General features: G+C 69.7%; 22 protein-coding genes and 4 tRNA genes. 9 read left to right on the top strand and 17 right to left on the bottom strand.

The genetic code is table 11. The features are described 5' to 3' along the window. Positions 1–16: 16 nt before the first annotated feature. From ruvB to pdxS, 6 genes are all read right to left on the bottom strand, one after another. Entirely contained in the window at positions 17–1,048 is a 1,032-nt protein-coding gene (ruvB, locus tag V2S04_RS10855; protein ID WP_413638475.1) for a Holliday junction branch migration DNA helicase RuvB, read from the bottom strand. Continuing rightward, positions 1,041–1,649, bottom strand: a complete 609-nt coding sequence (ruvA, locus tag V2S04_RS10860; protein ID WP_413638476.1) for a Holliday junction branch migration protein RuvA — start codon at positions 1,647–1,649, stop codon at positions 1,041–1,043. The genes ruvB and ruvA overlap by 8 nt, the downstream gene beginning before the upstream one ends. Positions 1,650–1,658: 9 nt before the next feature. After that, complete coding sequence (gene ruvC / locus V2S04_RS10865; RefSeq protein WP_413638477.1) at positions 1,659–2,237, bottom strand: crossover junction endodeoxyribonuclease RuvC; 579 nt, start codon at positions 2,235–2,237, stop codon at positions 1,659–1,661. A 71-nt stretch (positions 2,238–2,308) separates the two neighbouring features. Continuing rightward, the gene (locus V2S04_RS10870) at positions 2,309–3,073 is read right to left on the bottom strand and encodes a YebC/PmpR family DNA-binding transcriptional regulator (RefSeq protein ID WP_413638478.1); all 765 of its coding nucleotides are present in this window, start codon (positions 3,071–3,073) and stop codon (positions 2,309–2,311) included. Between the two features lie 77 nt (positions 3,074–3,150). Beyond that, complete coding sequence (gene pdxT, locus V2S04_RS10875) at positions 3,151–3,738, bottom strand: pyridoxal 5'-phosphate synthase glutaminase subunit PdxT (RefSeq protein WP_413638773.1); 588 nt, start codon at positions 3,736–3,738, stop codon at positions 3,151–3,153. A gap of 2 nt (positions 3,739–3,740) precedes the next feature. Beyond that, on the bottom strand, positions 3,741–4,643 hold the full coding sequence (pdxS, locus tag V2S04_RS10880; RefSeq protein WP_099195756.1) for a pyridoxal 5'-phosphate synthase lyase subunit PdxS: 903 nt from the start codon (positions 4,641–4,643) through the stop codon (positions 3,741–3,743). A 68-nt stretch (positions 4,644–4,711) separates the two neighbouring features. Between pdxS and V2S04_RS10885 the strand changes: the two genes are divergently transcribed. Both V2S04_RS10885 and pdxY read left to right on the top strand, forming a co-directional pair. Next, positions 4,712–6,022 (top strand): aminotransferase class I/II-fold pyridoxal phosphate-dependent enzyme, encoded by a 1,311-nt coding sequence (locus V2S04_RS10885; RefSeq protein ID WP_413638479.1) that lies wholly within the window; start codon positions 4,712–4,714, stop codon positions 6,020–6,022. 4 nt (positions 6,023–6,026) lie between these two features. Then, on the top strand, positions 6,027–6,878 hold the full coding sequence (pdxY, locus tag V2S04_RS10890) for a pyridoxal kinase PdxY (RefSeq protein WP_413638480.1): 852 nt from the start codon (positions 6,027–6,029) through the stop codon (positions 6,876–6,878). A gap of 29 nt (positions 6,879–6,907) precedes the next feature. Here the strand turns inward: pdxY and V2S04_RS10895 are convergent, their stop codons facing one another. The 3 genes from V2S04_RS10895 to V2S04_RS10905 all read right to left on the bottom strand — a co-directional run bounded on the left by V2S04_RS10895 (position 6,908) and on the right by V2S04_RS10905 (position 9,895). Beyond that, positions 6,908–7,441 carry an HIT family protein gene (locus V2S04_RS10895; RefSeq protein WP_413638481.1) on the bottom strand — a complete coding sequence of 178 codons (534 nt, stop codon included), beginning with the start codon at positions 7,439–7,441 and terminating at the stop codon, positions 6,908–6,910. Further along, a complete protein-coding gene (gene thrS / locus V2S04_RS10900) occupies positions 7,438–9,375 on the bottom strand; it encodes a threonine--tRNA ligase (protein ID WP_413638774.1) in 1,938 nt (645 codons plus the stop codon). The genes V2S04_RS10895 and thrS overlap by 4 nt, the downstream gene beginning before the upstream one ends. A gap of 352 nt (positions 9,376–9,727) precedes the next feature. After that, complete coding sequence (locus tag V2S04_RS10905) at positions 9,728–9,895, bottom strand: hypothetical protein (protein ID WP_177243763.1); 168 nt, start codon at positions 9,893–9,895, stop codon at positions 9,728–9,730. Positions 9,896–10,041: 146 nt separating this feature from the next. On the opposite strand from V2S04_RS10905, the gene V2S04_RS10910 reads away from it, so the two are divergent. Next, positions 10,042–11,379 carry a cryptochrome/photolyase family protein gene (locus tag V2S04_RS10910; protein ID WP_413638482.1) on the top strand — a complete coding sequence of 446 codons (1,338 nt, stop codon included), beginning with the start codon at positions 10,042–10,044 and terminating at the stop codon, positions 11,377–11,379. Between the two features lie 40 nt (positions 11,380–11,419). Here the strand turns inward: V2S04_RS10910 and V2S04_RS10915 are convergent, their stop codons facing one another. The 4 genes from V2S04_RS10915 to V2S04_RS10930 all read right to left on the bottom strand — a co-directional run bounded on the left by V2S04_RS10915 (position 11,420) and on the right by V2S04_RS10930 (position 12,123). After that, positions 11,420–11,692 (bottom strand): hypothetical protein, encoded by a 273-nt coding sequence (locus V2S04_RS10915; RefSeq protein ID WP_413638483.1) that lies wholly within the window; start codon positions 11,690–11,692, stop codon positions 11,420–11,422. A gap of 134 nt (positions 11,693–11,826) precedes the next feature. Further along, positions 11,827–11,898, bottom strand: a tRNA-Val gene (locus V2S04_RS10920). Positions 11,899–11,923: 25 nt separating this feature from the next. After that, positions 11,924–11,994, bottom strand: a tRNA-Cys gene (locus V2S04_RS10925). A 56-nt stretch (positions 11,995–12,050) separates the two neighbouring features. Next, a tRNA-Gly gene (locus V2S04_RS10930) sits at positions 12,051–12,123 on the bottom strand. 205 nt (positions 12,124–12,328) lie between these two features. On the opposite strand from V2S04_RS10930, the gene V2S04_RS10935 reads away from it, so the two are divergent. The 4 genes from V2S04_RS10935 (at position 12,329) to V2S04_RS10950 (ending at position 16,014) form a co-directional block, all read left to right on the top strand. Continuing rightward, positions 12,329–12,401, top strand: a tRNA-Val gene (locus V2S04_RS10935). A 118-nt stretch (positions 12,402–12,519) separates the two neighbouring features. Then, complete coding sequence (locus tag V2S04_RS10940; protein WP_413638484.1) at positions 12,520–13,854, top strand: cytochrome P450; 1,335 nt, start codon at positions 12,520–12,522, stop codon at positions 13,852–13,854. Further along, the gene (locus V2S04_RS10945) at positions 13,851–15,050 is read left to right on the top strand and encodes a zinc-dependent alcohol dehydrogenase (protein WP_413638485.1); all 1,200 of its coding nucleotides are present in this window, start codon (positions 13,851–13,853) and stop codon (positions 15,048–15,050) included. Before V2S04_RS10940 ends, V2S04_RS10945 begins: the two co-directional genes overlap by 4 nt. Positions 15,051–15,120: 70 nt before the next feature. Beyond that, a complete protein-coding gene (locus tag V2S04_RS10950) occupies positions 15,121–16,014 on the top strand; it encodes a TIGR01777 family oxidoreductase (RefSeq protein WP_413638486.1) in 894 nt (297 codons plus the stop codon). A 42-nt stretch (positions 16,015–16,056) separates the two neighbouring features. On the opposite strand, the gene V2S04_RS10955 is transcribed toward V2S04_RS10950, so the two are convergent. From V2S04_RS10955 to zapE, 3 genes are all read right to left on the bottom strand, one after another. Then, the gene (locus V2S04_RS10955; RefSeq protein ID WP_413638487.1) at positions 16,057–16,635 is read right to left on the bottom strand and encodes a type II toxin-antitoxin system PemK/MazF family toxin; all 579 of its coding nucleotides are present in this window, start codon (positions 16,633–16,635) and stop codon (positions 16,057–16,059) included. Continuing rightward, positions 16,632–17,891 carry an ammonium transporter gene (locus V2S04_RS10960; protein ID WP_413638488.1) on the bottom strand — a complete coding sequence of 420 codons (1,260 nt, stop codon included), beginning with the start codon at positions 17,889–17,891 and terminating at the stop codon, positions 16,632–16,634. Before V2S04_RS10960 ends, V2S04_RS10955 begins: the two co-directional genes overlap by 4 nt. 113 nt (positions 17,892–18,004) lie before the next feature. Further along, positions 18,005–19,048 (bottom strand): cell division protein ZapE, encoded by a 1,044-nt coding sequence (gene zapE / locus V2S04_RS10965; RefSeq protein ID WP_413638489.1) that lies wholly within the window; start codon positions 19,046–19,048, stop codon positions 18,005–18,007. Positions 19,049–19,174: 126 nt separating this feature from the next. Here zapE and V2S04_RS10970 point away from each other — a divergent pair, with 126 nt between their 5' ends. After that, the gene (locus tag V2S04_RS10970) at positions 19,175–20,071 is read left to right on the top strand and encodes a sulfurtransferase (RefSeq protein WP_413638490.1); all 897 of its coding nucleotides are present in this window, start codon (positions 19,175–19,177) and stop codon (positions 20,069–20,071) included. Between the two features lie 37 nt (positions 20,072–20,108). Next, positions 20,109–20,540 carry a SufE family protein gene (locus V2S04_RS10975; protein ID WP_099195477.1) on the top strand — a complete coding sequence of 144 codons (432 nt, stop codon included), beginning with the start codon at positions 20,109–20,111 and terminating at the stop codon, positions 20,538–20,540. Between the two features lie 3 nt (positions 20,541–20,543). Here the strand turns inward: V2S04_RS10975 and V2S04_RS10980 are convergent, their stop codons facing one another. Next, a complete protein-coding gene (locus tag V2S04_RS10980; RefSeq protein WP_413638491.1) occupies positions 20,544–21,692 on the bottom strand; it encodes an alpha/beta hydrolase family protein in 1,149 nt (382 codons plus the stop codon). Positions 21,693–21,762: the final 70 nt, after the last annotated feature.

The following is a 21,762-nucleotide window of genomic DNA, read 5'->3' on the forward strand; positions in this document are numbered from 1 at the left end:
AGGGAGGCTTCAGCGATTATAGGTCATCGAACAATGCCACACCGTCGGGGTGGCTGATGCCGAGGTGGCGGTACGCCTCGGGCATCGCGATGCGTCCGCGGGGCGTGCGCCCGAGGAATCCGATGCGCACGAGGTAGGGCTCCACGACGCTCTCGACGGTCTCGGCCTCCTCGCCGACCGCGACGGCCAGGGTGCTCAAACCGACGGGTCCCCCGCGGAATCGCCGCACCAGCGCGTCGAGCACGGCGCGGTCGAGGCGGTCCAGACCGATGGCGTCGACATCGTAGAGGTCGAGCGCGGACCGCACGTCGTCGAGGGATGCCGCAGAACCGCCGCCGTGCACCAGGGCGTAGTCGCGCACGCGGCGCAGCAGCCGGTTCGCTATGCGGGGTGTGCCGCGCGAGCGACGCGCGATCTCACTCAGCGAGTCGTCGGGCAGCCGCACGCCGAGCACGTTCGCCGAGCGCGCGATGACGCGCTCGAGATCGTCGTCGTCGTAGAACTCGAGGTGGCCGGTGAAGCCGAACCGGTCACGCAGCGGATTGGGCAGCAGACCCGAGCGGGTCGTCGCGCCGACGAGGGTGAACGGGGCGAGCTCGAGGGGGATGCTCGTGGCGCCGGCGCCCTTGCCGACCATGATGTCGATGCGGAAGTCCTCCATCGCCAGGTACAGCATCTCCTCGGCGGAGCGCGCCATGCGGTGGATCTCGTCGATGAACAGCACCTCCCCCGGCGTGAGGCTGGACAGCAGGGCGGCGAGGTCGCCGGCATGCTGGATCGCGGGCCCGCTCGACAGGCGCAGCGGGCGCCCGCTCTCGTGGGCGACGATCATCGCGAGGGTGGTCTTGCCGAGACCGGGCGGCCCGGCGAGCAGGATGTGATCGGCGGGCCGATCCTGCATGCCCGCGGCCTCGAGAAGCAGCTGGAGCTGACCGCGCACCTTCGGCTGCCCGACGAACTCGTCGAGGCTGCTCGGACGCAGCGCGCCCTCGATCGCGAGCTCCGTCTCGTCGAGCGCCTCCCCGGCCTCGCGGGATGGCTCAGCCACGCTTGGCTCCCGGGCCGAGTGCGGCGAGCGTGCGACGCAGCAGCGCCGGCACCGACTCGCGCTCCGCGTCCGTGGCGTCCTCCGCCGAGGTCGCGGCGGCTTCGGCGGCGACCTTCTCCGACCAGCCCAGGCCGACCAATGCCGCCGCGACCTGCTCGACCGTCGCGGTCGCAGGTGCGCCCGCGGGGGCGGATGCCACGCGCGGCTGCACCTTGCCTGCCAGCTGCACGACGATGAGCTTCGCGGTCTTCGGACCGATGCCGGAGACGCGCCGGAAGGGGGCGTCGTCCTCCGCCGTGACCGCCTCGGCGATCTGGTCGACGGTGAGGTGCGAGAGCACGCCGAGGGCGGACTTCGGCCCGACGCCGGTGACGCTGAGCAGCTGTCTGAAGATCTCCAGCTCGTCGCGGTCGCTGAATCCGAACAGCGTCAGTGCATCCTCGCGGACGATCAGGCTGGTGTGCAGCTGCAGCTGCTCCCCCACCACGGCGGTGTGCGCGACGTCGCCGGGGACGAAGACCGACAACCCCACACCGCCCGTCTCGATCACGACGAGGGCGGAGTCGGCGTGCAGCACCGTGCCGCGCAGAGACGAGATCATGCGCTCAGCCTATCGGACATATGTTCTAGAAGTGCGGGCGCCACGCTCGGCTTCCGCCCATGCCTGCTGCGCCGGTGTCAGCCCGCCGGCAGCGGGCGCGTGCGCCGCCCCGCCCCGCCAGGCGTGGCACAGCGCGATCGCGAGGGCGTCGGCGGCGTCCGCGGGCTGCGGCGGGGCGTCCAGCCGCAGGATCCGCGCGATCATCGACTGCACCTGACGCTTGTCGGCAGAGCCGTATCCCGTCACGGCGGCCTTCACCTCGCTGGGCGTGTGGGTGGCAGCGGGAAGACCCGCTTCCGCGGCGATGAGCAGGGCGACGCCGGATGCCTGGGCCGTGGCCATCACGGTCTGCACGTTGTGCTGCGCGAACACCCGCTCGACGGCGACGGCGGCGGGGCGGTGATCCTCGATCGCCGCCCGGATGCCCGCGGCCACGGAGGCCAGTCGCGTGGACAGGTCGGCGTCCACGGGCGTGCGGACCACGCCGACGTGCACGAGCGTGGCGCGGCGCGAACGGTCGACGTCGACGATCCCGATGCCGCAGCGGGTGAGGCCGGGGTCGATCCCGAGGACGCGGAGTGAGCTCACTCCCCCAGGCTAGGAGGCGCGCGAAGGCCCCGGGCGCAGGCGCGCCCGGGGCCTCGAAGCCGCTGCGTCGATCAGTCCTCGTCGTCGTTCTCGAGCTCGGCCTGCACCTCGGGGGTGAGGTCGAAGTTCGCGAAGACGTTCTGCACGTCGTCGCTGTCCTCCAGCGCGTCGATGAGGCGGAACACCTTGCGCGCCGTGTCGGCGTCGATCTCGACCTTGAGGTTGGGCACGAACTCGACGTCGGCGGAGTCGTAGTCGATGCCGGCCTCCTGCAGCCCGGTGCGCACGGCCACGAGGTCGGTCGCCTCGGCGATCACCTGGAACCCGTCGGCGTGCGGTTCGACCTCCTCCGCGCCCGCCTCCAGAGCGGCCATCATCACGTCGTCCTCGGTGGTGCCCTCTCCGCTCACGACGATGACGCCCTTGCGGGTGAAGTTGTACGCGACCGATCCCGGGTCGGCGAGAGTGCCGCCGTTGCGGCTGAGGGCGGTGCGCACCTCTGCCGCGGCGCGGTTCTTGTTGTCGGTCAGACACTCGATCATGAGGGCGACGCCGTTGGGTCCGTAGCCTTCGTACATGATCGAGGTGTACTCGACGGCCTCGCCGCCGATGCCCGCGCCGCGCTTGACGGCGCGGTCGATGTTGTCCTTCGGGACGGACATCTTCTTGGCCTTGAGCACCGCGTCGAAGAGCGTCGGGTTGCCGGCCTGGTCAGGTCCGCCGAGTTTGGCGGCGACCTCGATGTTCTTGATGAGCTTCGCCCACGACTTTGCACGACGCGCGTCGATGACGGCCTTCTTGTGCTTGGTCGTGGCCCACTTGGAATGCCCGGACATATGTCTCCGCTCGTCGTCTCCGCCCGAGAGTCGCCTCCAGGGCGTCGTCCATTCTATCGAACCCGCGTCGCGGCGCTTCAGCCCTGCGCGGCGACCCGCCGGAGGAACCGCTCATGGAAGCGGGACTCCCCCGAGATCTCCGGGTGGAAGCTGATGCCCAGCAGGCTGCCCTGCTCGACGGCGACGACGCTGCCGTCGTCCAGCGCGGCCAGCACCGTGGCATCCGGACCGACCTTCTCGACGACCGGGCCGCGGATGAACGCGGCGTGCACAGGGTCCTCGCCGAGCGCCGGCACCTGGACCTGACCCTCGAACGAGTCCACCTGGCGACCGAACGCGTTGCGCCGCACCGTCACGTCGAGCCCGCCGAAGGTCTGCTGCCCGTCGATCGCGTCGACGAGGCGGTCGGCGAGCATGATCAGGCCCGCGCAGGTGCCGAACATCGGCATCCCTCGCCCGATCGCCTCGCGGATGGGCTCTGCCAGCGAGAAGATCCGGGTGAGCTTGTCGATCACGCTCGACTCGCCGCCGGGGATCACGAGGCCGTCGACGGCGGCGAACTCCTCGGGTCGGCGCACCCGCACGACGTCCGCGCCGAGGCGCTCGAGCATGGCGACGTGCTCGCGCACATCACCCTGCAGGGCGAGCACCCCGACGCGCGGCATCGTCACCAGCCGCGCTCGGCGAGGCGGTGCGGAGCGGGCAGGTCGGAGACGTTGATCCCGACCATCGCCTCACCGAGACCCCGCGACGCCTCGGCGATCACCTTCGGGTCGTCGTAGAATGCGGTGGCCTTCACGATCGCCTTCGCGCGGGCGACGGGGTCGCCCGACTTGAAGATTCCCGAGCCGACGAATACGCCGTCAGCGCCGAGCTGCATCATCATCGCGGCATCCGCGGGCGTTGCCACACCGCCGGCGACGAACAGCACGACGGGCAGCTGGCCGGTCTCGGCGATCTCCGCGACCAGCTCGTACGGCGCCTGCAGCTCCTTCGCGGCGACGTACAGCTCGTCCTTCGACAGGGCGCCGAGGGCCGCGATCTCGCCGCGGATCTTGCGGATGTGCTTCATCGCCTCGGACACGTCGCCGGTGCCGGCCTCGCCCTTGGAGCGGATCATCGCGGCGCCCTCGGTGATCCGGCGCAGCGCCTCGCCGAGGTGCGTTGCGCCGCAGACGAACGGCACGGTGAACGGCCACTTGTCGATGTGGTTCACGTAGTCGGCGGGCGAGAGCACCTCGGACTCGTCGATGTAGTCGACGCCGAGCTCCTGCAGCACCTGCGCCTCGACGAAGTGACCGATGCGGGCCTTCGCCATGACCGGGATCGAGACGGCGTCGATGATGCTGTCGATCATGTCGGGGTCGCTCATGCGCGACACCCCGCCCTGGGCGCGGATGTCGGCGGGCACGCGCTCGAGGGCCATGACGGCGACGGCTCCGGCGTCCTCGGCGATCTTCGCCTGGTCGGCGGTGACGACGTCCATGATGACGCCGCCCTTGAGCATCTCGGCCAGACCGCGCTTCACGCGCTGGGATCCGGTGGTGGGGTTCTGATCGGTGGACGCCATGCTCACTCCTCGTTGTGACAATCCAGACTTTGGCCTAGGCCAAACGATAGCACCCTAGACTCGAGGCGATGGACATCGAGATCACGGGCACCTCGGCAGCGGAGATCGCCGACAGTGTGCGAGGGCTGCGCGAGCGCGGAAGCCTGCGCCCCGGAGACGCGCTGCCGCCCGTTCGGGAGCTCGCTCTCACCCTCGGCGTCAACCGGAACACGGCGGTCGCCGCATACCGCCAGCTCGCACAGGCCGGTCTCGTGCTCTCCCGCGGTCGCGCGGGCACGGTGATCGCCGGAGCCGAGCCGGTGGCACAGGAGGGCATCGCCGACACCGTGCTCCGCGACGTGGCATCCGGCAACCCGGACCCACGACTGATCCCGGACCCGACACCGGCGCTCGGACGCATCGTCGGGCGTCCGGTGCTGTACGGCGAGCCGGTGATCGACGCGGGCCTGGAGCAGTGGACGCGGGAGTGGATGCTCGCCGACCTCCCCCGCGACGATCTGCGGGTCGTCGTGACCAGCGGCGCCGTCGACGCGGTCGAGCGGCTGCTCGCGCAGGCGCTCATGCGCGACGACGCGGTCGCGCTCGAGGACCCGTGCTTCCTCTCCAGCATCCACACCGTGAGACTCGGCGGCTATCGCGCGGTTCCGGTCGCCGTCGACGAGGAGGGTATGACCATCGATGGTCTGCGCGCCGCACTCGACGCCGGCGTCAGGGCCGTGATCAGCACGCCGCGCGCGCAGAACCCCACCGGAGTGAGCCTGACGCCCGCGCGCGCGGCGGCGCTGCGCGACGTGCTCGCGGACCACCCGTACGTGCTCATCATCGAAGACGACCACTTCTCGCTGCTCTCCCCGCACCCGTACGCCTCGCTGATCGGCCCGGACCATCGTCGGTACGCGCTGATCCGCTCGGTGTCGAAGTTCCTGGGCCCGGATATGTGCCTGGCACTGGCAGGGACTGATCCCACCACCGCCGAACGGCTGGCGATGCGTCTCAGCCCCGGCACGACATGGGTGAGCCATCTGCTGCAGCGGCTGGCGCACGCGCAGCTGACCGACATCGACGTCCGTGCGCAGATCTCCCGTGCCGCCGCGCACTACGCCGACCGGAACGCCGCGTTCCGCGATGCTCTGCAGGCCCGTGGCATCCGCACGGTCTCGACCGACGGGCTGAGTCTGTGGGTGCAGCTGCAGACCACCGCCCGCGCCGCCGCCGACCGCCTCATGCGTCGCGGCTGGCTCGCCCGCCCCGGCGACGAGTTCCTGCTCGACGAGGCCGCGGGTCCGTCGAAGCATCTGCGCCTCACCGTGCACGACCTGACGGATGCCGAGGCGGCCCGCCTCATCGACGATCTGGCCGCTGCCGCAGTGAGAGGATGAGAGGATGAAGATCCTCTCGATCCAGTCGGCCGTCGCCCACGGCCACGTCGGAAACTCGGCCGCCGTCTTCCCGCTGCAGCGCATCGGCGTCGATGTGCTGCCGGTCTACACGGTCAACTTCTCGAATCACACAGGCTACGGCGCATGGCGCGGACCGATGATCGACCCGACCGACGTGCGCGAGGTCATCACGGGCATCGAGGAGCGGGGCGTCTTCGGGCAGATCGACGCGGTGCTCAGCGGCTATCAGGGCGGCGAGGGCATCGCCGATGTGATCGTCGACGCCGTCGCGCGGGTCAAGGCTCAGAACCCCGATGCCGTGTACGCGTGCGATCCGGTGATGGGCAACGCCAAGTCGGGATGCTTCGTCGCCCCCGCGATCCCCGTGCTGCTTCGCGACAAGGTCGTGCCTGTCGCAGACATCATCACCCCGAACCAGTTCGAGCTGGGCTTCCTCACCGACACCGACCCGTCGGATCTCGAGTCCACCCTCGCCTCGGTCGACGCCGCGATGGCGATGGGCCCCTCGACCGTGCTCGTCACCTCCGTCGAGCGGCCCGACCGCGAGGAGGGCACCATCGAGATGCTCGCCGCCGACCGCACAGGCGCCTGGCTGGTCGCGACACCGCACCTGCCGATGAAGGCCAACGGCTCGGGCGATGTCACGGCCGCGCTGTTCACCGCGCATTACACGGCCACGGGCGACGCGAAGCTGGCCCTCGAGCGCACGGTGTCGAGCGTGTTCGACCTGCTGCAGAACACCCTCGACGCGGGCGACCGCGAGCTGCGTCTCGTCGAGTCGCAGGAGGCCTACGCGCACCCGCGCATGCAGTTCACCGCGCGCCAGGTGCGCTGACGCTCGGCAGGTTCAGCGCCTGAGCGGGCTCAGTGCGGCCAGGCGTTCGCGACGGCCTCGCGGATCTCGTCGAGAAGCTGCGGCAGCGCCTTCGTCTTCGCGATGATCGGGAAGAAGTTGGCATCGGTCGCCCATCGCGGCACGATGTGCTGATGCAGATGGGCGGCGACGCCGGCACCGGCCACCTCGCCCTGGTTCATGCCCAGATTGAAGCCGTCGCAGCCAGACACCTCGCGCAGCACCCGCATACCCGTCTGGGTGAGTGCGCCGATCTCGGCGACCTCCTCGACCGTCGCCTGATCGTAGGTGGCGATGTGACGATACGGGCACACCAGCAGGTGCCCCGAGTTGTACGGGAACAGGTTGAGCACGACGAACGCGGTCTCGCCGCGAGCGACGATGAGCCGCTCCTCGTCGGGATGCCTGGGCGCCTCGCAGAACGGGCACTCGTCACGCAGCGGCTGAGGCCCCGCCTTGATGTACGCCATCCGGTGCGGGGTCCACAGACGCTGGAACTCGTCCGGCACGCCGACCAGACGGTTGCCGTCCTCGAGCTCGGTCAAGCCAGATCCTCCGAGGTCATCACGCGTGCGTGCGCGGCGATCGCCGAGCGGATCCGCGACACGGCATCCGCGATCGGCACGCCGTTCTCCTGCGATCCGTCGCGGAAGCGGAACGAGACGGTGCCGGCGGCCCGGTCCTGCTCTCCGGCGATGAGGATCAGCGGCACCTTGGCAGTGGTGTGATTGCGGATCTTCTTCTGCATGCGATCGTCGGAGTGGTCGACGTCGGCGCGCACCCCGGCATCTCGCAGCTGACCGATCACGCCGTCCAGGTACTCGGCGTACTGGTCGGCGACCGGCACGCCCATCACCTGCACCGGCGCCAGCCACAGCGGGAAGTCGCCGGCGTAGTGCTCGAGCAGGATGGCGAAGAACCGCTCGACCGAGCCGAGCAGCGCTCGGTGGATCATCACGGGGCGGTGCTTCTGCCCGTCCGGGCCGGTGTACTCGAGTTCGAAGCGCTCGGGCTGGTTGAAGTCGAGCTGGATGGTCGACATCTGCCAGGTGCGCCCGATCGCGTCGCGGGCCTGCACCGAGATCTTCGGCCCGTAGAACGCGGCGCCTCCCGGGTCGGCGACCAGCTCGAGGCCGGACTCGAGAGCGACCTCGCGCAGGGTGTCGATCGCGGTGGTCCACTGCTCGGGCTCGCCGAGGAACTTGTCGTTGCCCTCTTCGTTCGTCGACAGCTCGAGGTAGAAGTCGTTCAGACCGTAGTCGCGCAGCAGGGTGAGCACGAGGTTCAGGTTGGTCGCGAGCTCGTCGCGCACCTGGTCCTGCGTGACGTAGATGTGCGCATCGTCCTGGGTGAGCCCGCGCACCCGGGTGAGGCCCGAGAGAGTGCCGCTCTTCTCGTACCGGTACACGGTGCCGAACTCCGCCATGCGCAGCGGCAGCTCGCGGTAGCTGCGTCCGCGCGCCCTGAAGATCAGGTTGTGGAACGGGCAGTTCATGGGCTTCAGGTAGTAGTCCTGGCCCTGACGGGTGATGTTGCCGTCGTCGTCACGCGCCTCGTCGAGATGCATCGGAGGGAACATGCCGTCGGCATAGGTCTGCAGGTGACCGGAGGTCATGAACAGATCCTTCTTGGTGATGTGCGGACTGTTCACGACCTCGTAGCCGTTCCGCAGCAGGTGACGACGCAGGTTCTCCTCGATCTCGTAGCGGATGATGCCGCCCTTGGGGTGGAAGACCGCCAGCCCGGAGCCGATCTCGTCGGGGAACGAGAAGAGGTCCATCTCGACGCCCAGCCTGCGGTGATCACGACGCTCGGCCTCGGCCAGACGCTCCTGATATGCCCGGAGCTCGTCCTTCGTCGGCCACGCCGTGCCGTAGATGCGCTGCAGCTGCGGGTTCTTCTCGCTGCCGCGCCAGTACGCCGCGGCGACGCGGGTGAGATCCCAGCCGTTGCCGACCATGCGGGTGCTCGGCACGTGCGGCCCGCGGCAGAGATCCTTCCAGGCGACCTCGCCGTCCTTCGTCACGTTGTCGTAGATCGTCAGCTCGCCGGCGCCGATCTCCGCAGATGCTCCCTCGGCCGCGTCGGCCCCCGAGCCCGGCCCGCCCGCGAGATCGATGAGCTCGAGCTTGAACGGCTCGTCCGCCATCTCGGCTCGGGCCTCGTCCTCGCTGACCACGCGACGCGTGAAGCGCTGGCCCTCGCGGATGATGCGCTGCATCTCCTTCGAGATGGCCTTGAGGTCGTCGGGGGTGAACGGGGCATCCACGCCGAAGTCGTAGTAGAAGCCGTCGGTGATGGGCGGGCCGATCCCGAGGTTCGCCTGGGGGCGGATGCGCTGCACAGCCTGGGCCAGCACGTGCGCGGTCGAGTGGCGGAGGATGGCGAGGCCCTCGGGGCTGTCGATGCCGACCGGCTCGACGACGTCGCGGTCGGTGATCGTCGCGGCGAGGTCCTTCAGCTCGCCGTTCACGCGCATGGCGATGACGGATCGATCGGTGAACAGGGCGAAGCCGTCGCGGTTGTCGGCGCTCGGCTGGGCGATGTCTGACACGGGTTTCTCCAGGTAGGCGTATGGAACAGGATGACTCAGCTGCGGACGCGACACGCGTCCTGCCCGCTCAGGCCTCCGTAGTTCGCGCGACGACACCGGTGACAGAGGTCACAGGGACGGTCGAGGCGGATTCCATGCTCCGAAGTCTACGCCGCCGCGTCACCGCCACCCGCATCCCGCCCGGGACATGAGAAAGCCCCGGTGTGCGAGCGCCCGCTCTGCGCACCGGGGCCTGGCGCCGATCGCTACCCGTTGACGATCGACGCAGGGTCGGAGGTCACACGCTCGTGTTTCGACCCGAGACCGCCCTGATGAGCCACGCGATCACCGCGAGCGCAAGAAGGACCAGTCCGACCCACAGCAGGAAGTTGAGGGACTGCACCAGACCACCCGTGATGGCCAGGATGATCGCGATGACCGCGATGATGATGAGAAGGGGATTCATGACCGCTCCTTTCCGTTCTGGAGCTCAGATGAGCGCCGTTGAGTCGACAGTAGAGTCGCTCGGGTCGTTCGCCGTAGGGGGTTGACTCCGTCCGCCGAACCGTGCGACGCCCCCGAGACGCAGGAGGCGTCTGGAATGCTGAGCACATGACGTCTCCCTCGATCGTGTGGTTCCGCGACGACCTGCGCCTCGCCGACAACCCCGCGCTGCGCGCGGCGATCGATCGCGAAGAGCCGATCATCGCCGTGTACGTGCTCGACGACGGATCGTCGGGGCTGCGGATGCCAGGCGGCGCAGCACGGTGGTGGCTGCACCACTCGCTCGCATCGCTGCGTGAGCGTGTCACCGAGCGAGGCGGCGTGTTCCTTCTTCGCCAGGGCCCCACCGCCGCGGTCATCTCGGAGCTGGTCGCCGAGACCCGGGCCGGCGCGGTGTTCTGGAACCGCAGGTACGGCGGGCCGGAGCGGGAGCTCGACACGGGTATCAAGGCCGCGCTGAGGCAGCGGGGCGTCGAAGTGCGCTCGTTCGCCGGGTCGCTCCTGTTCGAGCCGTGGACGGTGCGCACCGGAAGCGACACGCACTTCTCCGTGTTCACACCCTTCTGGCGGGCATGCCTGGCGCTGCCCGCACCGCGCGACCCGCTGCCGGAACCGCGCGAGCTGCACGGGCCGCGCACGGCACCGGCATCCGACGATCTCGACGACTGGCAGCTGCTGCCGACCGCGCCGGACTGGGCAGGCGGCCTGCGCGAGACGTGGGAGCCGGGTGAGCCCGCCGCACGCGTCCGACTTCGCGAGTTCCTCGAAGAGGATCTGCCGCACTACGACACGGCTCGCGACGAACCGGCGGCCGGCGCCACGTCCCTGCTGTCACCGCGGCTGCGCTGGGGCGAGCTCAGCCCGTTCACGCTCTGGCACGACGCGACCCGGCAGGAAGGCGCCGGACGCTTCCTCTCGGAGATCGGGTGGCGCGAGTTCGCGTGGCACACATTGTTCCACTTCCCGCAGCTGGCGACGCGCAATCTCCGCCGGGAGTTCGACGCGTTCCCCTGGCCGCGGCTGAAACCGACCAGGCTCGCGGCATGGCAGCGCGGCGAGACGGGCATACCGCTGGTCGACGCCGGAATGCGCGAACTCTGGCACACCGGATTCATGCACAACCGAGTGCGCATGGTGACCGCGTCGTTCCTGATCAAGAACCTGCTCATCGACTGGCGCCGTGGGGAGGAGTGGTTCTGGGACACGCTCGTCGACGCCGACGACGCCTCGAACCCGTTCAACTGGCAGTGGGTCGCCGGTTCCGGGGCAGACGCCGCCACCTACTTCCGCGTCTTCAACCCCGAGCTGCAGGCGAAGAAGTTCGATCGCGACGGGCACTACGTGAGCGAATGGGCTCGCGACGCTCCGACAGAGCCCATCGTCGATCTCGGCGAGACGCGCAAGGCGGCGCTGGCCGCCTACGAGACCATGCGCCGGGCACGCTGAGCGGAACCGCTCTGGCCCGAGATACCGCTCTGTGCCGAGATCAGAACAGATCCGCCGGCAGGTCGTCGAATCCGCCGGGCTGGACTGCGTCGACCGCTTCCAGACGGAACGGCAGCACGGCGATGCGCACACGGCTGTGCGGTGAGAGCAGAACAGAGACTTCCGCGCCGTCGGCCGTGCGGAAGTCGACGAATCGGCTGTGGGCTGCGGCCTCTTCGATGCGGCGTTTCAAGTCGCCGATGTCCTGATCCCGCTCCAGCGGGAGGCTGTCGTCGTCGTCGATCAGGATGATCGCCTGCTGCCCCGTGGTCATGCTGCGACGGTAGCCATCCCAGTCCCGCATGCAAGAGGGGGTTGCGCCCGGCGCATGGACTTGCAAGAGGGCGCGTCGGTGAAGGTGCCGGGAAACGACAGAACCCCCGGATCTCTCCAGGGGTTCTGTGTCTGTGCGCGATACTGGGATCGAACCAGTGACCTCTTCCGTGTCAGGGAAGCGCGCTACCGCTGCGCCAATCGCGCCTAGAAGGCTGTTCAGTTGTCAGAGAGGTGGCGACGGGATTCGAACCCGTGTAAACGGCTTTGCAGGCCGGTGCCTAGCCTCTCGGCCACGCCACCGCGAGGTGGATTCGAACCCACATGCGGAAACCCCCGGAAGGGGGCTCCTGCACTCGAGCGGATGACGAGACTCGAACTCGCGACCCTCACCTTGGCAAGGTGATGCGCTACCAACTGCGCTACATCCGCATATTCTGTTTTTCGTTTCCGGCGTCCCGGGCACTTGAAATACATTAGCCCAGGATCGCCGCTTCGCCAAACCGCTCCGCGCCGCCGGGCGTGTCTTTCGCGGCCGTGCGAACCGCCACGCCCGGCCGCTCGCCCGGTGTCGGTGGGCGAGCCCGGATCGGGTATGCTTTCTGACTGTGCCACCGTGCACGACACAACTCCACATGGGCGATTGGCGCAGTTGGTAGCGCGCTTCCTTCACACGGAAGAGGTCGTCGGTTCGAGTCCGGCATCGCCCACCGTGAAGCCCCGTCAGTCACCTGACGGGGCTTTCTCGTTCCCGGCCGGCTTCTAGCACACACGACCGCGAAACGCGCCCCCGTTCACAGATGAGCGCACCACGTTCAGGCTGGCACCATGCTTCACCGGATCGCAGACGACGCTCCCCTTCTCTTCGTGCACGGCTACGACCTCGGCGCCCGCATCTGGTCACGGGTGACAGAGGGCGCACGTGCGGCGCCCATGCGGCTGCTCGGCCATCGAGCCGTGTTCGTGCGCGGGGCCGAGGGCGTGCGCCTCTTCTACGACGAGAGCCGCGTCGCGCGACACGGCGCGATGCCGCGCTTCGTGCAGGAGACGCTGTTCGGGCACCGATCGGTGCACAGCCTCGACGGTTCGGACCATCGCCACCGCAAGGCGACGTTCGTCGATGTCGCCTATGAGGACGAGCAGGTGCATCGCCTGAATCCCGAACTCGAGCGCGAGTGGCGGCACGAGCTCGACGACTGGATCGCCGGCGGCGACCGCACCGCGTACGACGCAGCGGTCGGCGCCTTGGGACGGGCCGGGATGCAGTGGGCCGGCCTTCCCGGGTCGGCCGACGCCCGCACCCGCTGGGCGTCGCGTCTCGCACAGATCGTCGACGGCTTCGGCCGCCCCCTCTCCCCAGGCTTCGCGATGGCCGCGTTCAACCGACTCTGGTCGGATCGTCGCGCCGCGCGACTCATCCACGACGTGCGCGCGGGCAGCCTCACGCCGCCGAAGGGCACCGCGCTCTTCGAATGGGCTTGGCACCGCGGCCCCGACGGCCGGCTGCTGACCGAGCGCCTGGCCGGCATCGAGCTGCAGAACAGCATCCGTCCGCTCGTCGCGGTGGCGCGCTTCGTGGCCTTCGCCGCGAAGCGGCTGCACGAGGACGCCGATTGGCGGATGCGCATCCACGCCGAGACCGCGCGAAGCGGACGGCTCGTCGGCGGACCCCTCGCCGTGGCGTTCGCACAGGAGATCCGCCGCACCGCGCCTTTCGTGCCGATGCTGCCGGGGCGGGCGACCACCGACATCGACTTCGACGGTCAGCATGTGCCCGCCGGGGGTCGCGTGGTCATCGACATCCTCGGCACCGACCTCGATGACGCATCCTGGGACGACGCGTCGGAGTTCCGTCCCGAGCGCTTCGTGCACCGACCCGACTACGAGGCGATCCCGGCATTCATCCCGCACGGGGGCGCAGACGTGGCGACCGGCCATCGCTGCCCCGGCGAGAAGCTGGCGATCGCCGCCCTCTCCGCCGCGATCGCGGCCCTGTCCGACCCGCGGGTGCAGATCTCATCACAGGGACTGGAGGTCGACCGGCGCCGGCTTCCCACCATGCCCGCCTCCGGCGGGTGCGTCCACGCCGCGGCGCCCCGAGACGCCGACACCACCCCGTCCGCAGACCGACACGAATACGACGACCAGAGGAGCATCTCATGAAAGCACTGACCTGGCACGGCAAGCGCGACGTCCGCATCGAGCAGGTCGCGGATCCCGGCATCCTCGAGCCGACCGACGCGATCATCCGCGTGACCTCCACCGCGATCTGCGGCTCCGATCTGCACCTGTACGAGCTGCTCGGGCCCTTCCTCGACCGCGGTGACATCCTCGGTCACGAGACCATGGGCGAGGTCGTCGAGGTGGGCTCGGCGATCCGCAGCCTGGCGCCCGGCGACCGCGTCGTGATCCCGTTCAACATCTCGTGCGGCACGTGCTGGTTCTGCGCACGCGGCCTGCAGTCGCAGTGCGAGACCACGCAGGTGCGCGAGTACGGCAGCGGGGCGGCCCTGTTCGGGTACACCAAGCTCTACGGCCAGGTGCCCGGCGGCCAGGCCGAGTACCTGCGGGTGCCGCTGGCCGACTACAACCACGTGAAGGTGGGCGACGAGCTGCCCGACGAGCGCTACCTGTTCCTCAGCGACATCCTGCCGACCGCCTGGCAGGGGGTGGAGTACGCGCAGGTCCCGGCCGACGGCACCGTCGCCGTGCTGGGGCTCGGCCCCGTCGGCCAGTTCGCCGCACGCATCGCGCGGTCGCGCGGGCTGCGTGTGCTCGCCGTCGATCCCGTCGCAGAGCGGCGGGGCATGGCGGCGCGTCATGACATCGAGGTGTTCGACCTCGACGACGACACCATCCCGCATCTGCGCGACCTCACCGCCGGCCGCGGCGCCGACTCGGTGATCGACGCGGTCGGCATGGAGGCGCACGGCAACCCGGCCATCTCACTGGTGCAGCAGGCGGTCGGACTGCTGCCCGATCCCCTCTCCCGACCCGTGCTCGAGCACGCAGGTGTGGACCGTCTCGCCGCACTGCACGCGGCGATCGACCTGGTGCGACGTGGCGGCACCGTCTCGCTGAGCGGCGTCTACGCCGGTGACGCCGACATCCTGCCGATGAAGACCCTGTTCGACAAGCAGGTCACCATGCGGATGGGACAGTGCAACGTCAAGCGCTGGACCGACGAGCTGCTGCCGCTGGTGGAGGACGACGGCGACCCGCTGGGCGTCATGGATCTCGCCACCCACCGCGCCGCACTCGACGCGGCGCCCGACCTGTACCGGACGTTCCAGCGCAAGGAGGACGGCTGCATCAAGGTGGTACTCACCCCTGACGCGCCGCACGAGCCGGCATCGTGAGCCGGCGCACGAACCGTAGGATCGGGCTCACCGGCGCGCGACGCGCGCCGCATCCGGAAAGGCGGCACGCATGAGCGACTCCCGCGTCGTGATCTCAGGAGCCAGCGGCCTGATCGGCGGCGCTCTCACCCGCTCGCTGCGCGCGGACGGCTTCCGCGTGGTGCACCTCGTGCGCCGTCCCGCCCGGCATGCCGACGAGATCGAATGGCTCACCGGCCGCCCGCTCGATCCCGACGCGCTCGGCGGCGCGGCCGCCGTCGTCAACCTCAACGGCGCGAGCATCGGGCGCCTGCCCTGGGGGCCGCGCTACCGGCGCACGCTGCTCGAGTCGCGGCTGCAGCCGACGGGCGCGCTCGCCGACGCGCTGCTCGCACTGAGGTCCGACGCGCCGGCGCTGCTGTCCGCATCCGCCGTCGGATACTACGGAGACCAGCCCGGCGTGCATCTCGACGAGACGGCGGCACCCGGAGAGACGTTCCTCGCGGACGTCTGCGTGCAGTGGGAAAGGGAGGCGCAGCGCGCGGCGGGTGTGACGCGGGTCGTGCTGCTGCGCACCGCGCCGATCCTGCATCCGGATGCCGTGCTGAAGCCGATGATCACGCTCACGCGGTTCGGTCTGGGCGGGCCGCTCGGGTCGGGCCGGCAGGTGTGGCCGTGGATCTCGCTCGACGACGAGGTGCGCGCGATCCGGCACGCCATCGAGTCGGAACTGCATGGGCCGGTGAACCTCAGCGGCCCTCAGCGCGCGACCGCCGGCGGGATCGGCCGCGCCCTGGCGACGCGGATGCACCGGCCCTACCTGCTTCCCGCACCGGCGTGGGCGCTGAGGCTGGGGCTCGGCCGTGCCGCAGCGGATTCGCTGCTGCTGGCGGATGCCGACGTGACTCCTGACGCGCTCACGCGTTCCGGTTTCGAGTTCCGCCACCGCACGGCACCCGAGGCCATCGCCGCAGCCATCGGCTGAGCAGCGGCGCCGGAGGGCGACGGCGGCCGAGACGTGCGTGTGTCAGACCCGAGCCCACCCGTACCTGTCGACGAGCGCGCGGGCGATGCGACCATAGCGGACGACATCGAGCACCGCCGCCTCTCTGCGCATGCCGTCGTGGTGCACGCTGTACAGCTGCTCGATGTCGACCCACGACTCGCGCCCCTGCGCGTCCCAGGCGCCGGAGCCGATCGAGATGAAGTCCCGATCGCGCTCATGGGCTCTGCTCGTCATCCGCACCGCGTAGACGCGGTCGGAGCCGTGCCGCCCGATTACCAGCACCGGCCGGTCCTTGCCGCGTCCGTCGTTCTCCGCGTAGGGCACCCAGGTCCAGATGATCTCCCCGGAGTCGGGCAGGTGATTGCGCGAGGGCGAGTAGCCGACGCTCACACCGCCGACGCGCTCGGGGTCGACCTGCACGGTCTCGGCCCCGGGCATCCTGCCGGCCGAGGAGTCCCCCTCGGGTGTCGATCGGCTGCGGTCCGGTCGCAGGGTGGCACGCCGGCGGGGGCGGGCCTGCTGCCCGCCCCCGCTGCGTCCCGACAGCGCCCTGCCGAGAAGGTCGACGATGACCGAGAGGATCCTGCTGCCTGAGCTCACCCGCCCACCATAGCGGCGGGTGACGGCGCGAGCGCGTAGCCCTCCTCGCCGTGCACGGCCAGGTCGACACCGGCGAGCTCATCCTCGCCGGTGACGCGGAAGCCGATCGTCTTCTCGATCGCGAAGCCGATCGCGTAGGCGACTACGAACGAGTAGACCATCACTCCCCCGGCCGCGATCACCTGCACGGCGAGCAGCCGCAGATCACCTCCGGTGAACAGGCCCTGCCCGGTGGCGAAGAAGCCGAGGTACACGGTGCCGAGCAGCCCGCCGACGAGGTGCAGGCCCACGACGTCGAGCGAGTCGTCGAACCCGAGCCGGAACTTCAGATCCACCGCCAGTGCGCACGCGACCCCCGACAGCGCTCCCAGCAGCAGCGCCCATCCCGGCGTCAGGTCGGCGCAGGCGGGAGTGATCGCGACGAGACCCGCGACCAGGCCCGAGACCGCTCCGACCGAGGTCGGCTTCCCGACCCGCAGCTTCTCGACGAGCACCCAGCCGAGGATTCCTGCGGCAGCGGCGCCCAGCGTGTTGATCGCGATCAGACCCACACTGCCCATGTCGTCCGAGAGCCATTCGGCCCCGGCGTTGAACCCGAACCATCCGAACCACAGCAGCGCCGCGCCCAGCAGCGTCAGCGGCACGTTGTGCGGCTTGTTGAGCTCGCGCCCGAAGCCGATGCGCTTGCCCAGTACGAGAGCCAGCGCGAGGGCTGCGGCGCCTGCGTTGATGTGCACGGCGGTGCCGCCGGCGTAGTCGATGACCGCCACTCCGCTGTCCTCCCCGAACAGCTCCGTGCCGAGGTTCATGATCCAGCCGCCGCCCCACACCCACGCGGCGATCGGGAAGTAGCCGATCGTGCCGAAGATGCCCACGAAGATGAGCCAGGGGCCGAAGCGCGCCCGATCGGCGATCGCACCCGAGATGAGCGCGACGGTGATGATCGCGAAGGTGGCGCCGTACGCGACTCCGAGCAGGGCGACGTTGGCGTCCGGTCCCGCCGATGCCGCCGCCAGGCCGAGATCGGCGAACGGGTCGCCGGCGAAGTGCGACGGAGACGTGACGCTGCTCATCGAGTAGCCGTAGAGAACCCAGAGCACAGCGATCAGACCGATCGCGCCGAAGCTCATCATCATCATGCTGATGACGCTCTTCGCCCTGACCAGACCACCGTAGAAGAACGCCACCCCGGGCGTCATCAGCAGCACGAGCGCTGTCGCGGTGACCACCCACGAGACATTGCCTGTGGCATCCATGTCGAAACCTCCTCCGTTGAACGAACGAGGTCAGTCTGGGCTCCTGATGTTTCCGCCGGGCACGCATCGTGTTTCCGGCACGTTACGCCGCGGCGCGCGGTGTGACGATCGTGTTACTCGGCTGCGGAGTGGGTCAGCGCGTTCAGGCGCGAGATCGCGCGCAGGTACTTCTTGCGGTATCCCCCGGCGAGCATCTCGTCGGCGAACACCTGGTCGAGCGCGACCCCGGTCGCGACGATCGGCAGCTGGGCGTCGTACACCCGGTCGACGAACGCGACGAAGCGCAGCGCCTCGGACTGGTCGGTCAGGGTGTGCACGTCGCGCAGGCCGACCAGCGACAGCCCGTCGATGAGGCGGATGTAGCGGGACGGATGCACCTGCGCCAGGTGCTGGATGAGATCGGCGAACGCGTCGTCGGATGCCGCGCCCGAGGCCGCCGTTTGTTCGATCGCCCGCGCGTAGCGGGTGGCGTCGGACACCACCGAGCTTCCGTCGATCGCGCGCTGCCGATAGTCGACGCCGTCGATGCGCAGCGTCTCGAAGTTGTCGGCCATCGCGTGGATCTCGCGCAGGAAGTCCTGTGCGGCGAAGCGGCCCTCCCCGAGCGCGTTCGGCGGCGTGTTCGAGGTGGCGGCGAGCTTCGTACCCGACGGCACGAGCTCGCCGAGCAGCCGGGTCATGACCATCGTGTCACCGGGGTCGTCGAGCTCGAACTCGTCGATGCACAGCAGATCGGCGCCGCGCAGCAGGTCGACGGTGTTCTTGTAGCCGAGTGCGCCGACGAGCGCGGTGTACTCGATGAACGAACCGAAGTACTTCCGACGCGCGGGCAGCGCGTGGTAGACCGACGCCAGCAGGTGGGTCTTGCCGACTCCGAAGCCGCCGTCGAGATACACGCCCGGCTTCATCGGCGTCTCCTTCGGAGCACGACGGAACAGCCCCGCCTTCTTCGCGGGCGCCGGGCCCTTTCCGGCGAAGCGCTGCAGCAGCTGCTTGGTCGCCTCCTGCGAGGGATAGCGGTCGTCGGCGCGATAGCTCTCGAAGGTCGCGTCGTCGAACTGCGGGGGCGGCACGAGACTCGCCAGCATCTCGGTTCCGGTCACGACGGGCGTGCGCTCCGTGAGGTGCACCACGCCCGTGCTGATCTGCTGGGTCATCACGTTCCTGGAGTCATAGTCTTACGATCCTGATGCGGGTGCGCGCCAGGGCATCTATCGTCATAGGGGACGGCTCAACTTTACGCCGTCGCCGAGTCCACCCGAGCCTGACCCTGAGGAGCATCCGTGGCCGTCGATCACGACACGTCATCCGCCAAGTTCGCAGAGTACGCCGCACCCGGCCGTCTCGTGTCCACCGAATGGCTGGCCGCCAACCTCGGCACGCCGGGACTCGTCGTCGTCGAGTCCGACGAGGACGTGCTGCTGTACGAGACGGGACACATCCCCGGTGCGGTGAAGGTCGACTGGCACACCGAGCTGAACGACCCGGTCGTGCGCGACTACGTCGACGGCGAGGGCTTCGCCGAGCTGATGAGCCGCAAGGGCATCTCGCGCGACGACACGGTCGTCATCTACGGCGACAAGAACAACTGGTGGGCCGCCTACGCGCTCTGGGTGTTCTCGCTCTTCGGCCACGAGGATGTCCGCCTCCTCGACGGCGGCCGGGACCGCTGGATCGCGGAGGCCCGCGAGATCACGACCGAGAAGACCGAGCGGCCCGCCACGGACTACCCCGTCGTCGAGCGCGACGACTCGGTGCTGCGCGCCTACAAGGACGACGTGCTCGCGTTCATCGGCAAGGGACCGCTGATCGATGTGCGCTCCCCCGAGGAGTACAACGGCGAGCGGACCACCGCACCCGCGTACCCCGAGGAGGGCAGCCTGCGCGCCGGTCACATCCCCACCGCGCAGAGCGTGCCGTGGGGCAGGGCCGTCGCCGAGGACGGCGGGTTCAAGACGCGAGCCGAGCTCGAGGAGATCTACCGCGACGGCGCCGGCATCAAGGACGGCGACGACATCATCGCGTACTGCCGCATCGGTGAGCGCTCCAGCCACACCTGGTTCGTGCTGCAGCACCTGCTCGGGTTCGAGAACGTGCGCAACTACGACGGATCGTGGACCGAATGGGGCAGCGCCGTGCGCGTGCCGATCGTCAGCGGCAGCGAGCCCGGTTCGCTCTGAGCATCCCGGCGGGCCACGGGGTGGGATGATGGCAGGGATGACTGACACGCACGTCCCCGCCACGCTCGCCGAGTTCCGCGACGAGTTCCTCGAGCTTCCGGAGCCCGATCGCCTCGAACTGCTCCTCGAGTTCGCCAACGAGCTGCCGCCGGTCTCCGATGAGATCGCGAGCCACCCCGAGATGTGCGAGCGGGTGGCGGAGTGCCAGTCGCCCGTCTACATCTATGTCGAGGTCGAAGGCGGCGTCGTCGCCATGCATGCGATGGCGCCGCCGGAGGCACCCACCACTCGCGGCTTCGCCAGCATCCTCGTGCAGGGGCTCACCGGTCTGACCGTCGACGAGGTGCTCGCGGTGCCGAATGACTACCCGCAGAGCATCGGTCTGACCCGGCTGGTCTCCCCGCTGCGGATCGGCGGGATGACCGGGATGCTGATGCGCGCGAAGCGCCAGGTCGAAGCGAAGCGCTGAGCGTCAGGCCAGGCCGCGCTCGGTCATCCAGTCGGTGATCGCCGCCGTCCAGCCGTCCTGGTCGTAATTCCAGATCTTGGTGTGCCGCGCCACCCGGAACTCCGGCATGGTCACCAGATCGGGTCGCGCCTCGGCGAGGGCGTGCGAGGCATCCGCGGGGACGAAGCCGTCGTCCTCGCTGTGCAGGATCAGGATGGGCGCGGCGAGCTCCGACGCGCGCGCGACCATGTCGAGCCGGTCGAACGGGATCGCCTCATCCGCCCCGCTCAGCCGGGCGAGGACGGAGTTGCCCAGAGCCCCCATCGCGAGGCCGGGCAGAGGCTCGCGCAGACCCGATTCGCGCGCCTGGAAGCGCAGCACCGTGCGCCAGTCGACGACCGGCGACTCGAGGATGACGCCGGCGATGGCATCCCGGTGCTCCGACGAGACGGCGGTCTGCAGCGCGATCGCACCGCCCATCGACCACCCCATCAGCACGATGCGCTCCGCGCCGCGACGCAGCGCGTACCCGATCGCGGCGTCGACGTCGCGCCATTCCGCCGCACCGAGCGCATAGCCGCCGCCGCGCGAGCGCGGGGCTTCCCCGTCGTTGCGGTACGACACGACGAGCGAGGGCAGACCCATCGCATGCATCACCGGCACGGCGCGCAGGCACTCCGACCGGGTCGTGCCGCGCCCGTGCACCTGGATCACCCAGGTCGACGATTCCGCGGGGAACAGCCACGCCGGGCACGGCCCGGCCGGTGAGCCGATGAGCACGCTCTCCCACGGCAGATGCAGCTCACTCGGCGTCACGTGGTACCAGCCGCTGAAGGCTGCGTCGCCGTCGACGCGGGCGCCCGGCTCGATCTGGGTGAGCAGCTTCCGGCGCACCGTGCTGCGGTCGGCGCTGAGCACCGCGCCCAGCTTGACGTACCCGTAGGTGCCTGTCGCGAACAGTCCGTAGCGTCCGGGCAGCTCGGTGTCGGGCGTGCGGGCGAGCTCGATCGTCTGGGCGCCGGTGTCGATCGCGATGATGCGCGTGTCGTTGCGGCGCACGGCGGGCGAGACGACGCGACGCGCCGTCGCGAGGACGGCCGCTGCGCCGGCTGCGAGCCCGGTGGCGATGACGGCGGGGACGGCGAAGGCTACGGCGTGCCTGAGACTCTTCATCGCCTCCCGACTCTAGCCTGTCCTCGTGAGCGCACACCCGGATGCCGCAGCGCTGTTCGACGCAGCGGCG

The organism is Microbacterium sp. OR21 (genome assembly GCF_047306785.1).
Lineage (GTDB): Bacteria > Actinomycetota > Actinomycetes > Actinomycetales > Microbacteriaceae > Microbacterium > Microbacterium esteraromaticum_E.

Bases quoted from the DNA above. Each gene is read 5' to 3' on its own strand.
- ruvA (WP_413638476.1), bottom strand. From the start codon at position 1,649: ATGATCTCGTCTCTGCGCGGCACGGTGCTGCACGCCGACTCCGCCCTC.
- V2S04_RS10870 (WP_413638478.1), bottom strand. From the start codon at position 3,073: ATGTCCGGGCATTCCAAGTGGGCCACGACCAAGCACAAGAAGGCCGTC.
- pdxT (WP_413638773.1), bottom strand. From the start codon at position 3,738: ATGCCGCGCGTCGGGGTGCTCGCCCTGCAGGGTGATGTGCGCGAGCAC.
- pdxS (WP_099195756.1), bottom strand. From the start codon at position 4,643: ATGGCGTCCACCGATCAGAACCCCACCACCGGATCCCAGCGCGTGAAG.
- V2S04_RS10885 (WP_413638479.1), top strand. From the start codon at position 4,712: ATGGACATCGAGATCACGGGCACCTCGGCAGCGGAGATCGCCGACAGT.
- pdxY (WP_413638480.1), top strand. From the start codon at position 6,027: ATGAAGATCCTCTCGATCCAGTCGGCCGTCGCCCACGGCCACGTCGGA.
- thrS (WP_413638774.1), bottom strand. From the start codon at position 9,375: ATGCGCGTGAACGGCGAGCTGAAGGACCTCGCCGCGACGATCACCGAC.
- V2S04_RS10905 (WP_177243763.1), bottom strand. From the start codon at position 9,895: ATGAATCCCCTTCTCATCATCATCGCGGTCATCGCGATCATCCTGGCC.
- V2S04_RS10910 (WP_413638482.1), top strand. From the start codon at position 10,042: ATGACGTCTCCCTCGATCGTGTGGTTCCGCGACGACCTGCGCCTCGCC.
- V2S04_RS10915 (WP_413638483.1), bottom strand. From the start codon at position 11,692: ATGACCACGGGGCAGCAGGCGATCATCCTGATCGACGACGACGACAGC.
- V2S04_RS10940 (WP_413638484.1), top strand. From the start codon at position 12,520: ATGCTTCACCGGATCGCAGACGACGCTCCCCTTCTCTTCGTGCACGGC.
- V2S04_RS10945 (WP_413638485.1), top strand. From the start codon at position 13,851: ATGAAAGCACTGACCTGGCACGGCAAGCGCGACGTCCGCATCGAGCAG.
- V2S04_RS10950 (WP_413638486.1), top strand. From the start codon at position 15,121: ATGAGCGACTCCCGCGTCGTGATCTCAGGAGCCAGCGGCCTGATCGGC.
- V2S04_RS10960 (WP_413638488.1), bottom strand. From the start codon at position 17,891: ATGGATGCCACAGGCAATGTCTCGTGGGTGGTCACCGCGACAGCGCTC.
- zapE (WP_413638489.1), bottom strand. From the start codon at position 19,048: ATGACCCAGCAGATCAGCACGGGCGTGGTGCACCTCACGGAGCGCACG.
- V2S04_RS10975 (WP_099195477.1), top strand. From the start codon at position 20,109: ATGACTGACACGCACGTCCCCGCCACGCTCGCCGAGTTCCGCGACGAG.
- V2S04_RS10980 (WP_413638491.1), bottom strand. From the start codon at position 21,692: ATGAAGAGTCTCAGGCACGCCGTAGCCTTCGCCGTCCCCGCCGTCATC.